The organism is Solibacillus isronensis (genome assembly GCF_900168685.1).
Taxonomy (GTDB): Bacteria; Bacillota; Bacilli; order Bacillales_A; family Planococcaceae; genus Solibacillus; species Solibacillus isronensis_A.
Genome location: NZ_FVZN01000010.1, coordinates 20,794 through 39,444, shown reverse-complemented (window position 1 = coordinate 39,444; position 18,651 = coordinate 20,794). Strand labels below are relative to the sequence as shown.

General features: G+C 38.1%; 17 protein-coding genes. 7 read left to right on the top strand and 10 right to left on the bottom strand.

All coding sequences use genetic code 11. The features are described 5' to 3' along the window. The first annotated feature begins 24 nt into the window (after positions 1-24). Positions 25-1,233 carry an ISL3 family transposase gene (locus B5473_RS03285; protein WP_079523641.1) on the top strand — a complete coding sequence of 403 codons (1,209 nt, stop codon included), beginning with the start codon at positions 25-27 and terminating at the stop codon, positions 1,231-1,233. Positions 1,234-1,300: 67 nt separating this feature from the next. Here B5473_RS03285 and B5473_RS03280 read toward each other — a convergent pair whose 3' ends face one another. After that, the gene (locus tag B5473_RS03280; protein ID WP_079523640.1) at positions 1,301-1,522 is read right to left on the bottom strand and encodes a DUF1128 domain-containing protein; all 222 of its coding nucleotides are present in this window, start codon (positions 1,520-1,522) and stop codon (positions 1,301-1,303) included. Positions 1,523-1,706: 184 nt separating this feature from the next. Here B5473_RS03280 and B5473_RS03275 point away from each other — a divergent pair, with 184 nt between their 5' ends. Both B5473_RS03275 and B5473_RS03270 read left to right on the top strand, forming a co-directional pair. Further along, positions 1,707-2,036, top strand: a complete 330-nt coding sequence (locus tag B5473_RS03275) for a hypothetical protein (protein WP_079523639.1) — start codon at positions 1,707-1,709, stop codon at positions 2,034-2,036. A gap of 58 nt (positions 2,037-2,094) precedes the next feature. After that, positions 2,095-3,030, top strand: a complete 936-nt coding sequence (locus B5473_RS03270) for a YihY/virulence factor BrkB family protein (protein WP_079523638.1) — start codon at positions 2,095-2,097, stop codon at positions 3,028-3,030. Between the two features lie 52 nt (positions 3,031-3,082). Here B5473_RS03270 and B5473_RS03265 read toward each other — a convergent pair whose 3' ends face one another. Next, the gene (locus B5473_RS03265; protein WP_254865230.1) at positions 3,083-4,174 is read right to left on the bottom strand and encodes a CdaR family transcriptional regulator; all 1,092 of its coding nucleotides are present in this window, start codon (positions 4,172-4,174) and stop codon (positions 3,083-3,085) included. A gap of 116 nt (positions 4,175-4,290) precedes the next feature. Here B5473_RS03265 and B5473_RS03260 point away from each other — a divergent pair, with 116 nt between their 5' ends. Next, a complete protein-coding gene (locus B5473_RS03260) occupies positions 4,291-5,409 on the top strand; it encodes a glycerate kinase (RefSeq protein ID WP_079523636.1) in 1,119 nt (372 codons plus the stop codon). 15 nt (positions 5,410-5,424) lie between these two features. After that, the gene (locus B5473_RS03255; RefSeq protein ID WP_079523635.1) at positions 5,425-6,771 is read left to right on the top strand and encodes a GntP family permease; all 1,347 of its coding nucleotides are present in this window, start codon (positions 5,425-5,427) and stop codon (positions 6,769-6,771) included. Positions 6,772-6,825: 54 nt separating this feature from the next. On the opposite strand, the gene B5473_RS03250 is transcribed toward B5473_RS03255, so the two are convergent. Next, the gene (locus B5473_RS03250) at positions 6,826-8,730 is read right to left on the bottom strand and encodes a heavy metal translocating P-type ATPase (protein WP_079523634.1); all 1,905 of its coding nucleotides are present in this window, start codon (positions 8,728-8,730) and stop codon (positions 6,826-6,828) included. A gap of 215 nt (positions 8,731-8,945) precedes the next feature. Between B5473_RS03250 and B5473_RS03245 the strand changes: the two genes are divergently transcribed. Beyond that, on the top strand, positions 8,946-10,325 hold the full coding sequence (locus B5473_RS03245) for an L-cystine transporter (protein WP_079523633.1): 1,380 nt from the start codon (positions 8,946-8,948) through the stop codon (positions 10,323-10,325). Between the two features lie 403 nt (positions 10,326-10,728). Here the strand turns inward: B5473_RS03245 and B5473_RS03235 are convergent, their stop codons facing one another. Both B5473_RS03235 and B5473_RS03230 read right to left on the bottom strand, forming a co-directional pair. Beyond that, positions 10,729-12,267 (bottom strand): fumarate hydratase, encoded by a 1,539-nt coding sequence (locus tag B5473_RS03235; protein ID WP_079523631.1) that lies wholly within the window; start codon positions 12,265-12,267, stop codon positions 10,729-10,731. Positions 12,268-12,523: 256 nt separating this feature from the next. Further along, the gene (locus tag B5473_RS03230) at positions 12,524-12,709 is read right to left on the bottom strand and encodes an SE1561 family protein (RefSeq protein ID WP_079523630.1); all 186 of its coding nucleotides are present in this window, start codon (positions 12,707-12,709) and stop codon (positions 12,524-12,526) included. Between the two features lie 452 nt (positions 12,710-13,161). Here B5473_RS03230 and B5473_RS03225 point away from each other — a divergent pair, with 452 nt between their 5' ends. Then, positions 13,162-14,322: an MFS transporter gene (locus B5473_RS03225; protein WP_079523629.1), complete on the top strand. Its 1,161-nt coding sequence runs from the start codon at positions 13,162-13,164 to the stop codon at positions 14,320-14,322. A gap of 16 nt (positions 14,323-14,338) precedes the next feature. Here B5473_RS03225 and B5473_RS03220 read toward each other — a convergent pair whose 3' ends face one another. The 5 genes from B5473_RS03220 to B5473_RS03200 form a co-directional block, all read right to left on the bottom strand. After that, a complete protein-coding gene (locus B5473_RS03220; protein WP_079523628.1) occupies positions 14,339-14,575 on the bottom strand; it encodes a carboxypeptidase in 237 nt (78 codons plus the stop codon). A 118-nt stretch (positions 14,576-14,693) separates the two neighbouring features. Then, a complete protein-coding gene (locus tag B5473_RS03215) occupies positions 14,694-15,089 on the bottom strand; it encodes a VOC family protein (RefSeq protein WP_079523627.1) in 396 nt (131 codons plus the stop codon). A gap of 328 nt (positions 15,090-15,417) precedes the next feature. Further along, a complete protein-coding gene (gene rlmD / locus B5473_RS03210) occupies positions 15,418-16,779 on the bottom strand; it encodes a 23S rRNA (uracil(1939)-C(5))-methyltransferase RlmD (RefSeq protein WP_079523781.1) in 1,362 nt (453 codons plus the stop codon). A 131-nt stretch (positions 16,780-16,910) separates the two neighbouring features. After that, positions 16,911-17,702 (bottom strand): polysaccharide deacetylase family protein, encoded by a 792-nt coding sequence (locus B5473_RS03205; protein WP_079523626.1) that lies wholly within the window; start codon positions 17,700-17,702, stop codon positions 16,911-16,913. Between the two features lie 49 nt (positions 17,703-17,751). Further along, complete coding sequence (locus tag B5473_RS03200; RefSeq protein WP_079523780.1) at positions 17,752-18,651, bottom strand: TIGR01777 family oxidoreductase; 900 nt, start codon at positions 18,649-18,651, stop codon at positions 17,752-17,754.

The following is an 18,651-nucleotide window of genomic DNA, read 5'->3' as shown; positions in this document are numbered from 1 at the left end:
CAATAGAAAGGTGATTTGTGCTGTATGAATTTTAACATGAATATCCCAGGATTAAAAGATGTAGAAATTACAAAAATTGAAGAGTTAGAGATGGGTATGGCAATTTCGATTGAACTTCCCCGTCAGGCACATCAATGCCCAGCCTGCCAACAATGGACTACGAAAGTACATGATTACCGGATTCAAAAAATTAAGCACTTAAAATGGTTTGAGCGAATGACCGTAATCTTTTATAAGCGCCGTCGTTATGCATGCGGTTGTGGAAAGCGCTTCGCTGAAAAAGCATCCTTTATTGAGCGGTATCAGCGTTTTACAAAAGAAGCGAATCAAGCGTTAAGCATTCGCGCAATTAAAGCGAAGACATTTAAAGAAGCAGCGGAGGTTACGGGTACCTCTAGCACAACCGTAATTCGTCGCTTTAAGAAAATGGTGCATAAAGAAATGGTCCAAGGTGTTCAATTGCCGAAAGCGATTGCGATTGATGAATATAAAGGCGATACCGACGCAGGAAAATATCAATTAATTATAGCGAATGCCGAAACCAAAGAACCGATCGATATTTTGCCAAACCGCCGAAAAGAAACGATTAAAGATTATTTGAAGCGTTACGGAAGTGAAGTGGAAATCGTGGTGATGGATATGAGCCCTTCCTTTAAATCAGCGGTCCGCCAGTCTTTAGGTAGACCGGTCATTGTGGCAGATCGCTTTCATTACTGTCGTTATATTTATTGGGCACTAGATTCGGTTCGTCGAGAAGTTCAAAAGGACTGGCACGAATACGACCGGAAAAAGTGTAAAAGAATGCGGCATGTGCTCTATAAACGTCCAGAAAAGCTGAAAGAAACGGATCAATTTTATTTAACCCGCTATACAGAGATGTCTCCTATTTTAAAAGCAGCGTATCATCTAAAACAAAGCTACTGTGAATGGTTTGATCAGGCAAAAAAAGAAACCGATGTATCAAAGATTAAAGAGGGACTATTTCAGTTCTACAAACAAGTTGAAGAATCAGGGATTCCTGCATTTAAACGTGCGATTCAGACATTTAAAAATTGGCAGACAGAAATCTTAAATAGCTTTACATTTGGTTATTCAAATGGCTTCTTAGAAGGCATTAATAATAAAACAAAAGTGATGAAACGGAATGCATATGGATTCAGACGTTTCGATCACTTTAAGGCAAAGATTTTATTAAATTTGAAGTATAAAAATTTGGGTGGTCATGTGGGATGAAATCTGTTTAGAATAATTTCACCCCAACATTTGATTTAGAACCCTTTTTCGCATTACACATTTGATGTTATTTACGAAGGGCGCCTAGTTCTGCTACGATGGCATTCATTTCGCTTGGGCTAAATGAATCGCGTTTCATAACCATTTCATATAAATATTGTAGATCTTCGTATTTTTCTTCATCAAATGCAGTAGACTGCATAGCATCAACATTTACCATACGAAGTTTTTCTTTAATTTGCTCGATCATATAGATGACATTTTGCTGCGACGGGTTTGATAAGTCCATAATTTGTGTGCCCTACCTTTCAATGTTTACAAAAATATCATTTCATGCAACCATCATCTTGTCAACAGGTTAAAGTTAACTGAATACTTTTAATAATATCGAACATTCGTTAAAATACAAATAGATAAGTTTTATGAAAAATTATTAGGGGAATACGAAAGCATATATAGGAGGAGAAAAAATAATGAAAAGTAAACTATTACCTTTTATAGCGATTGGAGCCGTAACTGGTGCAGCAATTAGTATGTTGGACAAACAAACTCGGGAGCATACTGTAGAAACAGCAAAGAAAGCAAAAGATACAGTAACATACTATGCTGAAAATCGCGATGAATTAATGGCATTGGTAGAAACAAAAATGGACCAAGCACAATCATTGTACGGGACAGTAAATAATGGTGTCCAATCAATTATGCAAAACCAAAATGATATTAAAGAGTTACCTGCTACAATTCAAAGTATGGTTTCAGAAACGATTCAGGCTTTCTCGAAAAAGGACGATCAAATCGGGTAACCGGATGTCTGTCCATGATATCCACTGAATCAATATAATGTGAACAGGTGGTGGCAGCATGGAAGAAAAGGAAGAACTAAAAGAAAAGATTTCACTTGTAAAATCATATGTTTCACCGGAGCGCAGCCAAATAAATATATTAACGACAAAAGGGTTCATCCAAGATTTAATTTATCGGATAAAAAATGTGGACATGTCAGGCATGGGGGCACAGTTGGCCTATTTTTTCCTGTTATCATTTTTCCCTATGCTTATTTTTATGGTAACGCTTTTACCGTATTTAAATTTGGAACAAGGGCAAATATTCGATTTTTTAAGTGATGTTATGCCAGAAGAAGTATATGGACTGATCGAATCTACGCTAACTGATGTATTGAACAATCAAAACGGCGGTCTGCTTTCAATCGGTATTATTGGTACGCTCTGGTCTGCTTCAAGAGGTGTTGATGCACTGATGAAAGCATTAAACCGTGCCTATGATGTAGAAGGTAGAGCAGGATTTTTAAACCGTTTATGGTCTCTTGTTTTTACGATTGCATTAGTAGCAGTTATTTTAATTGCTCTGTTATTCCCGGTTTTTGGTCAGCAGATCGGTAATATCGTTTTTGGCTATTTAGGTGTAGAGGAGTCATTCGAAAGCATTTGGAACTTTGTGCGCTGGATTACGCCGCCAACACTTATTTTCATCGTAATCTCAATCATGTATTGGATCGTTCCGAATACAGACCCGCGATTAACGATGTTTAGTGTTATTCCAGGAGCTGTGTTTGCGACTTTGGGCTGGCTTGTATTAACTTACGGATTCTCATTCTATATTAACAATTTTGGAAATTACAGTTCGACATACGGAAGTATTGGTGGGGTCATTATTTTAATGCTTTGGCTATATTTCACCGGCATGATTCTTATATTGGGAGGACTGCTAAATGCGTCATTCCAGAAAAGGCAACTTGCCAAGGAAAGTAAAAAGCAAGCTAAATCTCCTGTTTTTTAGGTGGAAATTAAATACGGAAAAATGCCATTTCTTTTATCGAAATGGCATTTTTTTATTCGTTTATTCCTACATGATGCCATAGTGCGATTTGCAGTTTTAACGCATCGTGAAATTCATTAGGGTTTAATTCGGTTTGCTCTCTAATTTGTGATAGCCGGTAAGCTAATGTATGCCGATGTATTTGTAATTCATCGGCCGTCGCTGAAGCTGACTTGTTATTATTAAAAAAGCATTGCAATGTAATTAGTAATTTATCATCAAGCCGGTTCAAGGTTTTTATACTGTAGTGTTGGGCCGCATCAGGATTAAATAATGTAAAAACTTCAACTTCCTTATGGTAAATTACTTTTGAGACGGTGTGGTGATGCTTTAAGGCTAACTGTGCTGTTTTATAGGAATGCGGTAGTCGTTCGAGATCTTTGACATGTTCACCGACAGCAATTTTTATACGGAATTTGCTTTTTATATATGTATTAAAAGCTTCCACTAATTTAGTCAGAGTAGGCTGATCCATTTCAGTCGTTAAAATAAAATATTCGTCCAACTGAAAATGTCCAAAAATGACGGGTTTGTTATAAAAGAAGTCTTCGATATATTGAATAAGTGTCCGGTGGGAACCAGTCTTTTGTTCAGCCTTCAATAATATGATGCAATATGGGGCAAGAAAAGGAATGGACAGTTTATTTATCCGTTCTTTTATAACCCGATTTATGGATGTGCCACTAATCAGTTCTTCAAAAATATGTACACTCATTTTCCGCTGCCACTCGCTTTTAGATTCAATAAGAGCCTGATGTACTAAAACTTCTGCGGTTAACTGAACTAATGAAGAAATATTTAGCAGCTCCTCATCGACCAAACCGGTAATTCCAATAATACAAACGATTTCGTCCTGGAAAAAGATCGGCAAATTTATTCCATGCTTTGTTCGGGGAAAATCATGTATATTGTCATCTGATATTATGAGTGTTTTCTTCGTTTCCGCCACATACTTTGCACCTTCATGAAATTTTTCAACCCGCTCCTTATCACCGGAAGCTAATATAATACCGTCAATGTTCATTACATTTACATTACGCTTCAACCGTAACATTGTTTGTTCTACAATTTCATTTGCCAGCCTTATTGTTAACAATTTGTACACCTCGTATAAAAATAAAGTAATATTTATAAAAAAATTATACACTAAGTATAAAGTAAATTCAGAATTTTAACACTATAATCTTTGTAAGCGCTTTATTCATGTGAGGGAGGAATCAAATGAAGATTATAATAAGCCCGGATTCCTTTAAAGGAACATTGACTTCCGGAGAGGTTACATCAGTTATAAAGGAAGCGATTAAAAAGGTGGACAATAACATTGAAACAATTTGTTTACCGATAGCAGATGGTGGTGAAGGAACACTTGATGCATTAGTCAAAGCAACAAAAGGTAAGTATTTGACAGCATCTGTTCAAAATCCTCTAGGGAAACTGATTGAAGCTAAATATGGAGTACTCGGTGACGGAAAAACTTGTGTAATAGAGATGGCCCAAGCTTCAGGGTTAACGCTTATCAATGAAAAAGAAAAAAACCCCCGTTTTGCGACAACATATGGAACGGGTCAATTAATACAACATGCAATGGATGCAGGTTATCGCCACTTTATTATCGGTATCGGGGGAAGCGCTACAAATGACGGTGGCCAAGGGATGCTTAGAGCGCTTGGAATGAAGTTCATTGCAAAAGATGGTAAGGAAATTTTAAATGATGTATTTCAATTTAAGGAACTCGAGAAAATCGATATAAATAATTTTGATTCACGAATCTCGGAGAGCACATTCATGATTGCCTGTGATGTAGATAATCCGTTAATAGGTTTAAATGGAGCTACTTCTGTATTTGGTCCCCAAAAAGGAGTAGATCCGCATGATATTAATATATTTGATCAAAATTTAAATCATTATATTACTGTAATCGAGTCGCAGCAAAACGTAACAGTTCGTCATTGTGCAGGAGCTGGTGCGGCTGGCGGGATTGGCTCAGCATTTATGGCATTTTTCCCTCACCAATTTAAGCCTGGTGTAGATATTGTGCTGGAAGCAGTGCAATTTTCAAATCATCTGGAACATGCGGATTTTGTCATAACAGGGGAAGGGAAATCGGATGAACAAACACTTTCCGGGAAAGCTCCTATAGGGGTTGCTAAGCTGGCTAAAGAACAAGGTGTTCCTACCATTTTACTTTCAGGAATGATCGAAAATTCTCATATGCTAAAAACCTATTTTCATCAGGTTGAGAGCATTGTTAGTGATGAAATTTCAGCGGAGCAATCATTGAGTAATCCAAGCTTTTATTTGGATCAAAAGGTTATGGATTTAATAAAAAGATTAATATAAAGGAGTGGGGAAGAAATGTTGTTTCTAATTATTCTGATTGGTGTGTTGTTCATTGTCTTTGCTACGGCAAAACTAAAGCTGCATCCTTTTCTTGCATTATTAATTAGTTCATTCTTTGTTGGTATTGCAGCAGGTATGCCTTTATTAACAGTTGTAGAGAGTATTAACACAGGTTTTGGAGGACTGATGACGAGTATCGGTATCGTCATTGTAGCAGGTACGATTATTGGAATTATATTAGAAAAGTCCGGTGCTGCATATCGTATGGCAGAAGTCGTATTGCGGGTAATCGGACCGAAACGACCGCAATTAGCGATGTCGATCATTGGCTACATTGTATCCATTCCGGTATTTTGCGATTCGGGCTATATTATTTTGACGAGTTTAAAGAAAGCGCTGGCTAAACGTGCAGGCGTAACAATTGCTTCAATGGCAGTTGCTTTAGCTACAGGTTTATATGCAACACACGTACTCGTGCCGCCAACTCCTGGACCAATTGCGGCTGCAGGGAATATTGGCGCGGCAGATTATTTAGGCACAATCATTTTAATCGGATTAATCGTTGCTATTCCTGCAACAATCGTAGGCTATATTTGGGCGACGAAAGTAGCATCAAAAATTCGGGTAGAGGCAGATGATGAACCGGCATTAGATTACGATGAAATTATTAAGTCATTTGGTAAAATGCCTTCTACGTTCAAATCGTTCTTACCGATTGTGTTGCCGATAGTGTTGATTGGTGCAGGTTCAGTAGCTGCATTAGTAGGTGACCCGGAAGTGGGAATTAATACGTTCTTCAGATTCCTCGGTTCGCCGACAGTTGCACTTATACTAGGGGTATTTGCTGCATTTTTACTATTGCCTGAACTAAGTGAAGAAACATTATCAAACTGGATTGGTGAAGCATTAAAAGAAGCAGCGCCTATTTTATTAATCACAGGTGCTGGTGGCGCATTTGGTACTGTTATTAAAAATACAGGCGTCGGTGATAAACTGCAGGAAATGGATTTAGGTGCATTGGCAACAGGCGCATTATTTTTATTAATTCCGTTTTTAATTGCCGCTGCTTTAAAAACAGCGCAAGGTTCGTCAACTGCAGCATTAGTTATTACATCTTCCTTAATCGCACCGATGCTGCCGACTTTAGGAATCGAAGGGGCAGTACCGTTAGCTTTAGTCGTTATGGCAACAGGGGCAGGTTCTATGACAGTGAGCCATGTAAACGATAGTTTCTTCTGGGTAATTACACAATACAGCGGAATGAAAGTAACGGATGCATATAAAGCGCAAACGATGGCAACATTGCTGATGGGATTAACAACAATTATCGTAACGATGGCTTTATGGTTTGTACTAGTTTAATAGAGAAAGCAAAAGGTGCATCCTGTTAATGGGATGCACCTTTTTATTGCTGTATTAAACATTTTTACTTAGCATACGTAAACCATTTAAAATAACTAAAATCGTACTGCCTTCATGACCGATAACGCCTAAAGGAAGGCTGATTGCTTGGAAAAAGTTCGAAATAATCAGCAGTGCAATAACCGTTAATGAAAAAATAATGTTCTGTTTTACAATACGCTGCATTTTTCGCGAAAGCTTAACCGCATGTGCGATTTTAGATAAGTCGTTTTTCATTAAAATGACATCCGCTGTCTCTAGTGCTACATCTGTACCGCCGCCCATTGCAATACCGATGGAGGCAGTAGCTATGGCAGGGGCATCATTAATGCCATCCCCGACCATACCGACATGGCCGGATGTTTTTTGATATTGCTTAATATACTCGACTTTCGTTTCCGGCAAGCACTCCGCTACATAAGTTGAAACACCGGCTTCTTTTGCAATCGCTTTTGCGGTTGTTTCATTGTCACCAGTCAGCATGGCTACGTTAATCCCAAGTTCTTGCAGTGCAGCTACCGCTTTTTTCGCCTCGTCCCGAACTACATCTTTAAGGGCGATGAGCGCTGCAATGCCTTGATGATCTTTCAAAAAGACAACTGTTTTTCCTTCATTCGCTAATTGTTCGAGTGCTCCATCAGCAAATTGATTTGCTAAATTTGCCCCTACAAAGTCAGGTTTTCCGATTAAATAGGACTGTTCATTAAATTGCGCTTTCATCCCGTAACCAGGAATATCCTCAATGGTAATACTGTGCGGAGTAATGACATTCTCCTTTTTAGCAAATGCGTTAATGGCCTGTGCAAGGGGGTGGTTTGATTGTCCCTCGATCCCTGCTATTAAAGCTAACGTCTGCTGTTTGTCTAAATCCTCTCGTACAATAAAATCCGTCACAACAGGTGTTCCTTGTGTTAATGTCCCGGTCTTATCAACAGCCAATACGCGAATAGCGCTTAAATGCTCTAAATGCACACCACCTTTAACAAGTATCCCGTTTCTTGCACCGTTGGAAATAGCGGAAAGGGTAGCCGGCATAATAGAAGCAACTAATGCACAAGGAGAAGCAACAACTAGTAACACCATTGCGCGGTACAGTGTTGTCGTCCAGTCCCACCCTAATAAATAGTGCGGTAAAAACATCATAACTGCTACGGCCAATAATACAGCTTTTACATACACACTTTCAAAGCGTTCAATAAACTGTTGTGAAGGTGATTTTTCACTATGTGCAGATTGAACAAGTGTAATGATTTTTTGGAATAACGTTTCGGAACTGGGCTTAGTTACTTTTACAGTTAATACACTGTTTAAATTTACTGTACCTGCAAAAACTTCATTCCCTACATTTTTAGTGATCGGCATTGATTCACCGGTAATCGCTGCCTCATCGACTGTTGAGACACCTTTAAAAATTTCGCCATCAGCTGGAATACGTTCGCCTGGCTTTACTAGAATATGGTCGTTTATCTTCAAGTCTTTTACAGAAACTTTAATCGGTTCAAACCCGCCTCGAACAAGCCATGCTTCTTCTGGCTGTAATTCCATTAATGAAGAGATTTCACGATTATTTTTATTCATTGCATATGTTTCAAGGGCACCACTTAAGGCAAATATAAAGATTAATACAGCGCCTTCCATCCAGTAACCGATAATGGCAGATCCAATGGCAGCGATAATCATTAAAATTTCTACATTTAAGGACTTATCTTCAATAGTATCTTCAATACCTTCTTTTGCTTTTGCATAGCCACCGATAAAAAATGCTGTTAAATATGCTATTACAGCAGCTGTCGTTTGTTCTGTTGATTCCATTCGCCACGCGAGCAAAATGATAAAGCCGGATACTAAAGCAGCAATTAATTCTTTATGTTCTAGAATTTTCTCATTTAATGATAAGTTTTCTCGATTAGAATTATTCATAAATACCTCCTTGATAATGATTATTAATATTAATAAGGACTGATAATGGATTTCAATTAGATTAGAATGATTTCTTATTTAGAATAATTATAATATAGGTAACTTATTTTGTAAATAACATACAATAGAGAATTAAAAAAAATAATGCCAACTTGACTTATAAGGATTATAGAGTAATATAATGGAGTACATTTATTAAATTGGAGGAGTTTACTTTGAATTTCTACGTATTGCTTAATATTGCTTTGCTGTTAATCGTCATTGCTTTTTTATACTTCCTTAAAACGAAGCATGTTAAGTTTTCAAATCGTGTTTTTATTGCCTTAGGATTAGGTATTTTGCTTGGGGTAGTTTTACAATTCTCGTATGGGGCAGGAGCAGATGCCATTAATGAAACTGTTCCATGGTATAACATCGTCGGAACCGGCTATGTAAAGTTACTGCAGATGATTGCAATGCCTTTAGTATTCATCTCGATATTGGCGGCATTTACAAAAGTTACATTTGGTAAAAACTTAGGTAAGTCAGCAGCAGTCATTTTATCAGTATTAATCGGCACAACTGCTGTTGCAGCTGGTTTAGGTATTGCATCAACAGTTCTGTTTGATTTAGATGCATCTCAAATTATGCAAGGCGAGGCCGAAAAAGCCCGTGGAGAATCATTGGTTGAACGTTCGGCGGAAGTAACACCTTTACCTGAACAGATTTTATCAATGTTTCCTGCGAATCCATTTGCAGATTTAACAGGATCCCGTGCAACGTCGACAATTGGGGTTGTAATTTTTGCGGCATTTTTAGGATTTAGTTATTTAACGCTCCGTCGAAAAGAAGAAGAAACGGCGGCAAATGTAAAAAAAGGTGTCGATGCACTTTACGGTTTAATTATGGGTGTTGTACGTATTATTTTACGTTTGACTCCATATGGTGTAGCTGCCATTATGGCACGTACAGTAGCAACGAGTGATTTTGGGGCGATTATGGATTTAGGTAAATTCATCCTGGCGTCTTATGTGGCATTGATCGCTATGTTCATCCTGCATTTAATCATTGTGGCTTTAACAGGTTTAAGTCCATTAACTTATTTGAAGAAGACAGCAGAAGTATTACTGTTTGCCTTTACTTCACGTTCAAGTGCAGGGGCATTACCGTTAAATATTCAAACACAAACAAAGCGTCTAGGTGTTCCTGATGGAATTGCCAACTTTGCTGCCTCATTTGGTCTTTCAATCGGGCAAAATGGTTGTGCGGGTGTATATCCGGCAATGTTGGCCGTAATGATTGCACCGACAGTTGGTATCGATCCGTTAACACCTGGCTTTATCGCTACATTAATTTTAATTGTGGCGATTAGTTCATTTGGTGTAGCAGGTGTAGGTGGTGGTGCGACATTCGCAGCCATTATCGTATTATCTGCAATGGATTTACCGATTGCTTTAGCGGGTGTTTTAATTTCGGTAGAACCGTTAATCGACATGGGTCGTACAGCACTTAATGTAAGCGGGTCAATGGTTTCGGGTGTCGTATCAAGCCGTGCAACAAAAGAGCTCGATACAACAATCTACAATGAATCAGCTGATAAACAATTAGTTCAATAATATTTAAAAGCAGCACAGATTAATTTCTGTGCTGCTTTTTATTAACCAAATAATCGATCCCGCATAAAAAAGCTTGCGCTGAAAAATAGCCAAAGCATTACTGAAAGATATAGATATATGTATCCCAAAGTTACATAAGGGAAAATGATACTAACATAAATCGTATACAAAAGAGCAACAAGGAAACTGCGTTTATACTGATATTTTGTGCTCACGTGTATTTGAGCAGCTATAAATAATGCATTGATCAATATCTTAATATAGAACATAAAACACCACCTATACCTTATATAATAAAGTAGTATAGCATACCAATAAAAAGAATAGTTAGAATTATATGTAATTTGAAACGAAATAAAAAACGACTTCAACCTTTTGCGGTAGAAGTCGTTTTTCTTATCTATTAGAATACACGCTCTGCATGCATTGCTAGTTTATCTAAAGAAGATTTCTCTACATCAGCATGTAATGAGTTACCATGAGAGTCCATCGTTACAACTGCAGTAAAGTCTTTTACTGTTAAATGCCACATAGCTTCTGGAATACCGAATTCCATTAAGTCTACACCGTCAACTGATTTGATGCAGTCTGCATAGTACTGAGCAGCACCACCGATTGCGTTTAAGTAAACGCCACCGTGTTCTTCTAAAGCTTTAAGTGTTTTTGGTCCCATTCCGCCTTTACCCATAACAGCACGGATACCGAATTTTTTCATGATATCGCCTTGGTATGGCTCCTCACGAATTGAAGTTGTAGGACCAGCAGCTTTAACTACCCAGTTGCCTGCTTCGTCTTTAGCCATTACCGGACCACAGTGGTAAATAATTTGACCATCTAAGTCTACTGGCGCTTCTACACCTTCACCGATTAAGTGGTGGTGGATTGCGTCACGACCTGTGTACATACGGCCAGAAATTTTTACTACGTCCCCAACTTTAAGTGAACGAATTTTTTCTTCAGTAATTGGAGCAACTAATTCAACTACTTTGTTGTCAGAGTTGTCTTGTTTTTCTTCATCGCGGAAAGTGATTTTTTCACCTTCTTGGTAGTGCCAGTTTGTGATTTCACCAGTCGCCGGATCGATATCGATTGCCATACGACGGTAAGCCCAACAGTTGTAAGCTACAGATACGAAGAATGAAGCTGGTAAACGGTCCATTACACCGATTTTACAACCTAGTAATGTCGCTTCACCACCGAAGCCCATTGTACCAACACCGAATGTATTTGATTTTTCTACAATATACTTTTCTAGTTTTGCTAAGTCTTCGATTGGATTCACATCATCAACGTGACGGAATAACTGCTCTTTTGCAAGATCGTAACCTGAAGAGCGGTCACCACCGATACCAACACCGATGAAACCAGCAGAACAGCCTTGTCCTTGTGCTTGCCATACAGAATGTAAAATACATTTACGGATACCGTCTAAGTCACGACCAGCGCGTCCTAAACCTTCTAATTCTGTAGGTAAAGAATATTGGATATTTTTGTTTTCACAGCCGCCGCCTTTTAAAATAAGCTTAACTGTAATATAGTCATTTTCCCACTGTTCAAACTTAACTACTGGAAGGCCAGCACCAATGTTTGTTCCAGAGTTTTTACCCGTTAATGAATCAACTGAGTTTGGACGTAATTTTGCGTCACCTGTAGCTGCAGCAATTGCAGTTTGGATTGCTTTTTTAATTTCAATTTGGTTTACGCCAACCGGAGTATATACTTTAAATGTTGGTAGACCTGTATCTTGACAAATTGGAGATACATTATCTTCTGCCATTACAATATTTGTAGTGATTGTGTCTAAAGACATCGCTGCACGTGTACCAGCATTTTCTGCTTCTTTTGCAGCTTTAATAGCACGACGAACGTCTTTTGGTAAGTTAGTAGATGTTTCAGTTACTAAAGAATAAAGACTTTTTTCTAAAGTTTCTAAGTATGCCATCTTATTTTTCCCCCCAGAAAAATATGTGTATTTTGATCAGTGAAAAGCTTGATATAAGTTAGAACAAAACTTTCACAAAGAAATAAATGTGATGTTCTTCTTAATAATCCATCTTACATTATAACTCTTTTAAAGTGGAAAAAAAAGAGCGCTTACATGAATGTTGTCAGATTAAAAGAAAAAACAGCGAATAATAGCAGAACTAGTCAAAAGAACAAAAAAAGCAATACCTAATGTACAGGCATTGCTGAATTTGCTATTTTTCTTCGCGAGATTGGAATTGGTCCATTTTTTCTTCTAAATCATCCATCATTTGAATTAAGCGATCAATATCTTCAATTTCCGTCGTTTCAGGATCGATTGCATCAAGCACCTCTAGGAAAATTTCCAGACGTTCTTTTAAATATGTTACTTGTTGTTCTTTGTTTGTAATTGGCTTCATAATTTATGATGCTCCTTTTGCATTGACTTATTAATATTATACTACGCCCTTTTCTAAAAGTTAAACAACAACTTGTAGTATATACCGGACCAATCTATTAAATTAACTTTAAAAAATAGGAAATTGTATAGTACTTGTTAATTATTTTAACATTCTGTTAATTTTGAATATTTACATTATTGAAGTGTTATGATAAAGTAAATTCATACTTAAATATGAAGGAGATGGTCGGAAAAAACATGTATAGACAAACTCAGGAAAAGGAGGAAGTTTAAACATTTACGGCTAATTGCCGATACGACTGTTTACGCAAAGCAGAAATGGATTATAGTGATATTTAAAACCCTAGTTAACTTTTAGAGATAAAGTTAGCTAGGGTTTTTGAGTTTGCTTTTATTTCTCCCAAAAGCTGTGATACGATAATTTGTATGAACTAAGGGAGAAAAATTGAAATGAGTTATGAACAACGCAGATTTGCTATTTTAGTTATTATTGTATCAATTTCAGGATTTTCGCAAGGAATGCTTTTACCTCTAATTTCAGTGATTTTTGAAGGGGATGGTGTATCCTCGACGCTCAATGGTTTGAATGCAACAGGTTTATACATAGGTACATTATTGATCTCGCCATTTATCGAGCAGCCATTACGTAAATACGGTTATAAACCTATTATTTTATTAGGTGGGGCACTCGTTTTCATGTCACTGTTTTTATTTCCATTATGGAAAAGTGTTATGTTTTGGTTTGTTCTCCGTCTGTTAATCGGTATTGGGGATCATGCACTGCATTTTTCGACACAAACTTGGATTACTTCAACAACAGCTACACATAAACTTGGTAAAAGCATGTCCATATACGGCATATCTTTCGGTGTAGGCTTTGCTGTCGGCCCATTGTTTGTCCCGTTAATTAAAATTTCGGAAAGCTTTCCGTTTATTATTTCATCGGCCTTATGTTTATTGGCATGGTCTTTAATCTTCTTCGTGAAAAACGAAAAACCGGAAGCGTTGGCAGGAGACGCAAATGAGTCGGGTTTCAAGCGTTATAGTCTTGCTATAAAGTACGGCTGGATAGCCTTTTTACCGCCGTTTGTTTATGGATTTTTAGAGTCGTCCTTAAATGCTTTATTCCCGGTATACGCGTTACGAAAAGATTTTGACGTAGCTTATGTATCCGTTATTTTGGCTGGATTTTCAATCGGTGCGATTGTTATGCAGTTTCCGCTTGGTGCATTAGGCGATAAAATTGGTCGCCATAAAGTCATTGTTTCAGGATTGCTTGCCGGAAGCATCTTTTTCTTAATAGGAAATTTCTTCGAGCACTCCGAATTGTTTGTAGCGGCAGTATTCTTTTTAGCAGGTATGTGTGTAGGTTCGATGTTCTCGCTCGGTATCACATATATGACCGATTTGACTCCGAAAGAGCTGTTGCCGACAGGGAACTTGCTTTGTGGTATTTTCTTCAGTTTAGGCAGTTTGACAGGTCCACTTTTAGGCGGATTATATTTGGAAATTTTTCCGAGTAACGGGTTTTTATTTGTTATTTCGCTCATGCTTTTGACTGTAGCAGTTATGATTCAATTTTTCGGTAAATCGAAAAAAATAGCTATATAAAAAAGCGGACGTTCACTTAATTGGAACGTCTGCTTTTTACTGAAAAGAAGACTATTGCTGTAATAATCATTGCTAAAATTATGTAGATGAACACATTTAAATAGTTTACACCACCAAATGTCACAGCAGCTTGAAGTGAGCTTGCTGAAGTAGCTGAATTTTCATCATTGCTTGGGAAGATGAGGCCTGCAAAAGATGCAATTGCCCAATAAGAAATAATAAAAGTGATCACTACAAATAGAAAGTTTTTCATAATTAATACCTCCTGGCGATTTCTATTTTACATGAAAGTAAAGAAGTGGGGGAGGTTCTCTTAAAATGATTTACTAAAAAAGCGACGTAACCTATTTAAAAGGTTCGTCGCTTTCATGTTATTTTGCTTCCGAATCTGGTTGGTGAAGACCAAAAATATTATTTTCGGTATCGATGAAATAACCTTGCCAAGCCATACCTGGCAATGCATATTTAGGCAATGCTACTTTGCCGCCATTTGCTAAAATTTTTGCTTCGGTTGCATCGTAATCGCTTACGCCTAAAGTACATACTGCGGAATTAACACTCTGTCCTTCTGAAGGAGAAGGGCCTTGACGTTGCATTAAAGCACCATTAATACCTGGATATTGATCGTCGCCAGTAATGGCTCCAAAATACGGCATGCCTGCATATTCACTATAATCCTCAAACCTCCATTCAAAAACAGCTTGATAGAAATTTTTCGCTCGTTCCATATCATCTACATGAATTTCAAAATGAATGATTCTTCCCAAATTGATCCCTCCAGAATATATTTAATTTAATATTGCGTCAATTGAATCATATTTGCAAGTTTTTACCAAAATAGAATTAAACTTGGAAAAATTTTATAAAAGAATTTTTAAATTGATTGGAATGGAGGGGCGACTCCTAGGGGATTAGCGTAAGCCTGAGACTAGGAACAAAAGCTAAGAACACCACGTCCTGTGGCAACGCTTTTGTGACCAACATCCTGTTGGCCTCACGCCCCTGGAAAGCGTCCCCGGATTTGAACTCAATTTATGTATAGAAAAGCAGCATTTATCTCACAGAGATAAATGCTGCTCTTTAAGTGTAGTTTTACTATTTTTTTAAAGTCAGTTTCACAACACATTCAACCTGTGCTGTTTGCGGGAACATGTCGACTGGTTGAATATATTCAACGTTGTAAGCCTTTGATAATTCTTTTAGATCACGTGCTAGTGTTGATGGGTTACAAGATGTGTAGACAAAGCGCTTTGGTTTGATTTTTAATACAGTTCTAATAAAGCCTGGCTCCAAACCTGTACGAGGCGGATCCACACAAATGACATCCGGACGGTAATCTTCTTTTGACCAGCGGAACAGCCATTTATCTGCAGAGCCTGGGAAGAAACGTACATGCTGCAGGTTATCGTTTGTACGGGCATTGTACTTCGCATCAGCAATTGCTTCATCGACATTATCCATACCACGTACTTCGCGAGCACCTTCTGCAAGCCACATACCGATAGTACCAACACCACAGTATGCATCGACAACATTTTCTTTTCCTGTCAGTGCCGCAGCTTTTTTAATTTCATTGTATAAATGTACTGTCTGTTCAGGGTTAAGCTGGAAAAATGCACGTGTCGATAAATCAAATGCAAATTCGCCCAGCTTTTCATGAATCGCGTCTTTACCATCTAAAATATAAGTATCTGGACCAAATATTAATGATGTTTTCTCGCGGTTGACGTTTTGTGTAATAGAAACGATTGAAGGATCAATCTTTTTAATACGTTCAATCAATTCTTCTTTATGCGGAAGTTCGCGGCGTGTTGTAACAAGACATACTTGTGTTTCGCCAGAACGCATACCAGTACGAACAACAATTGTACGAACTAATCCGTTTAATGTTTTCCCATCATAAATCGGGATATTTAGCTTTTGTAATATTTTACGAGTAGCAACTGTAATTTTTGAAGTAACAGGATGCTGTACAAGACAGTCATTAATATTTAAAAGCTGATTTGTTCCTTCTGCAAATAGACCTGCATATACACGCTTGCCTTCTTTGCGTACTTGGAACTGAGATTTGTTGCGGTAATGCCAAGGATTATCCATTCCGATTGTTGGGCGGATTTCAACAGTTTGTCCGATTTCTTTAGCGTATTTTTCGAATGCTTGTACGACGATATCACGCTTATTCATTAACTGCGCGTCATAAGTCATATGCTGTAATTGACAACCACCACACTCAGAATATACAGGACAAGGTGCTTCTTGACGGAATTCGCTTGCTTTACGTATTGCCAAAATTTCTGCTTCAGCGAATTTCGGTGATACTTTTGTTAATTTTACTGTTACTTCTTCTCCAGGGATCGCACCTTTTACGAATACGACATTACGTTTATAAAAACCGACACCTTCACCATTAATGCCAAGGCGTTTTATCGTTAACGGGAACTTTTGCCCGACTTCCATTTTTAGTTCACTCAAGTTTACACGTCCTTTAAATAGAGTAACTCGCACCAAAATTTAGTGCGAGTCACTTCCTTTTCTTCATCATTACAGTATAACGGAAAGTACAATGAAAAGAAAGGAACGCTACTTTTCTAATACGGGGAAATGTTTTCGTATTCAAGCACCAAATCATCCAATGAGCCGAATGTGTAACCTTGTGCCTTTGCATCTTTTATAAATTGCGGTAACGCTTCGGCATTATCCTGCGCTACTGTATGCATTAAAATAATGGCGCCTGGATGAAGCTGGTTCATCAATGCATCATAAGCATATTTTGCGCCGCGTCGTTCATCTTTTAGCCAGTCTTTAAAAGCGATCGACCAGAACATATGGCGATAGCCCGCTTCATTTCCGACTTTCAGAACTTCTTCATTAAAGATACCTTCTGGCGGCCGAGCATAATAAGTCCGTTTGACACCAGTCAGTTCATTTAACTTATCATCGAACTGTTTCCATTCCTTCTTCATTCCATCAGGGGTCAAACGCGCCATATTTGGATGTCCATAAGAGTGATTTCCGATAATATGGCCATCCTTGACCATCGTTTTTACTAAATCGGTCGCGCTAGTTAAATAATGACCGGTCAAGAAGAAAGTGGCTGGAGCTTTTTCTTCCCGCAAAGTATTTAAAATACTTTCGGTATAGCCGTTTTCGTAGCCGTTATCGAATGTTAAGTAAACAATTTTCTTTTCTTCATTACCCTTATAAATGGCACCGTATTTACTTAACATAGACTCAAGCGGTTCCCCTATTTCAACAGGTGCGCCATTTCGGCTTGGCTTGAAGCCCCAATGAAATTCCTCGGCTTTTGCAACAGACACAGATATAAAGGAAATAAATGTGGCGACTAACACGAAGCTAATCCCTAAAATATGTTTTTTCAATGAAAAAGCAACCTCCTTTTACAAGGTAGGTTGCGTGAAAAGCATTGTTTTATTCATATAGATCACGAATTGCATCTTCTACAGAAACAAACTTAAATTCGAAATTTGCATTTAATAATTTTTCGGGTACGACATGCTGACCTTCCAGTACGAGCATACTCTTCTCGCCAAGAGCAAGCTTCAAAGCGATGCTTGGTACCGGGAACCAATGTGGACGCTTTAGTGATTTACTAATTGAATACCCGAATTGCTTCATACGTTTTACATTTGGTGTTGTAAAATTAATCGGCCCCGATAATGAATTGTTCTCAATTGCAAAAAGAATAGCACGTGCCACATCTTCTACATGAATCCAGCTAAGCCACTGTTTGCCTGATCCGATTGTACCGCCAATACCAAGCTTATAAGGAAGTACCATCATCGGCAGTGCTCCTTCACCTTTTTCCAAAATAACGCCAAAACGGGTTAAACAAGTGCGGATACCTAATTGGTGAGCCTGCATTGCTTTTTCTTCCCACTGGGCAACAACGCTTCCTAAAAAATCAGCTGCTTTTTCGGTCGCTTGTTCCGTATAAACAGCTGTTTCGGAAACAGGATAAATACCAACAGCACTCGCATTAATGAGTACTTTCGGTTTGTACTTCACGCTTTGTATAATACGGATGATTTCCTCGGTAGATTCCAAACGGCTTGATAGGATTTTTTGTTTTTGTTCATCTGTCCATCGTCCCTCATTTAGCGAGACACCAGCTAAATTTACGAATGCATCCGTATTTTCAACATAGCGCTCCGGTGTCGAGTCGTCGTTTAACCATTGCACATAGTGGATGTTATTTTCAGTTTGCTGCTCTCCCCGCGTTAAAACTATGACTTCGTGACCTTGTTCAAGTAATAGCTTACTCAATCTCCTGCCAACCATTCCTGTACCGCCTGCAATTGCAACTTTTAT

Bases quoted from the DNA above. Each gene is read 5' to 3' on its own strand.
- B5473_RS03285 (WP_079523641.1), top strand. From the start codon at position 25: ATGAATTTTAACATGAATATCCCAGGATTAAAAGATGTAGAAATTACA.
- B5473_RS03280 (WP_079523640.1), bottom strand. From the start codon at position 1,522: ATGGACTTATCAAACCCGTCGCAGCAAAATGTCATCTATATGATCGAG.
- B5473_RS03275 (WP_079523639.1), top strand. From the start codon at position 1,707: ATGAAAAGTAAACTATTACCTTTTATAGCGATTGGAGCCGTAACTGGT.
- B5473_RS03270 (WP_079523638.1), top strand. From the start codon at position 2,095: ATGGAAGAAAAGGAAGAACTAAAAGAAAAGATTTCACTTGTAAAATCA.
- B5473_RS03260 (WP_079523636.1), top strand. From the start codon at position 4,291: ATGAAGATTATAATAAGCCCGGATTCCTTTAAAGGAACATTGACTTCC.
- B5473_RS03255 (WP_079523635.1), top strand. From the start codon at position 5,425: ATGTTGTTTCTAATTATTCTGATTGGTGTGTTGTTCATTGTCTTTGCT.
- B5473_RS03250 (WP_079523634.1), bottom strand. From the start codon at position 8,730: ATGAATAATTCTAATCGAGAAAACTTATCATTAAATGAGAAAATTCTA.
- B5473_RS03235 (WP_079523631.1), bottom strand. From the start codon at position 12,267: ATGGCATACTTAGAAACTTTAGAAAAAAGTCTTTATTCTTTAGTAACT.
- B5473_RS03230 (WP_079523630.1), bottom strand. From the start codon at position 12,709: ATGAAGCCAATTACAAACAAAGAACAACAAGTAACATATTTAAAAGAA.
- B5473_RS03225 (WP_079523629.1), top strand. From the start codon at position 13,162: ATGAGTTATGAACAACGCAGATTTGCTATTTTAGTTATTATTGTATCA.
- B5473_RS03220 (WP_079523628.1), bottom strand. From the start codon at position 14,575: ATGAAAAACTTTCTATTTGTAGTGATCACTTTTATTATTTCTTATTGG.
- rlmD (WP_079523781.1), bottom strand. From the start codon at position 16,779: ATGGAAGTCGGGCAAAAGTTCCCGTTAACGATAAAACGCCTTGGCATT.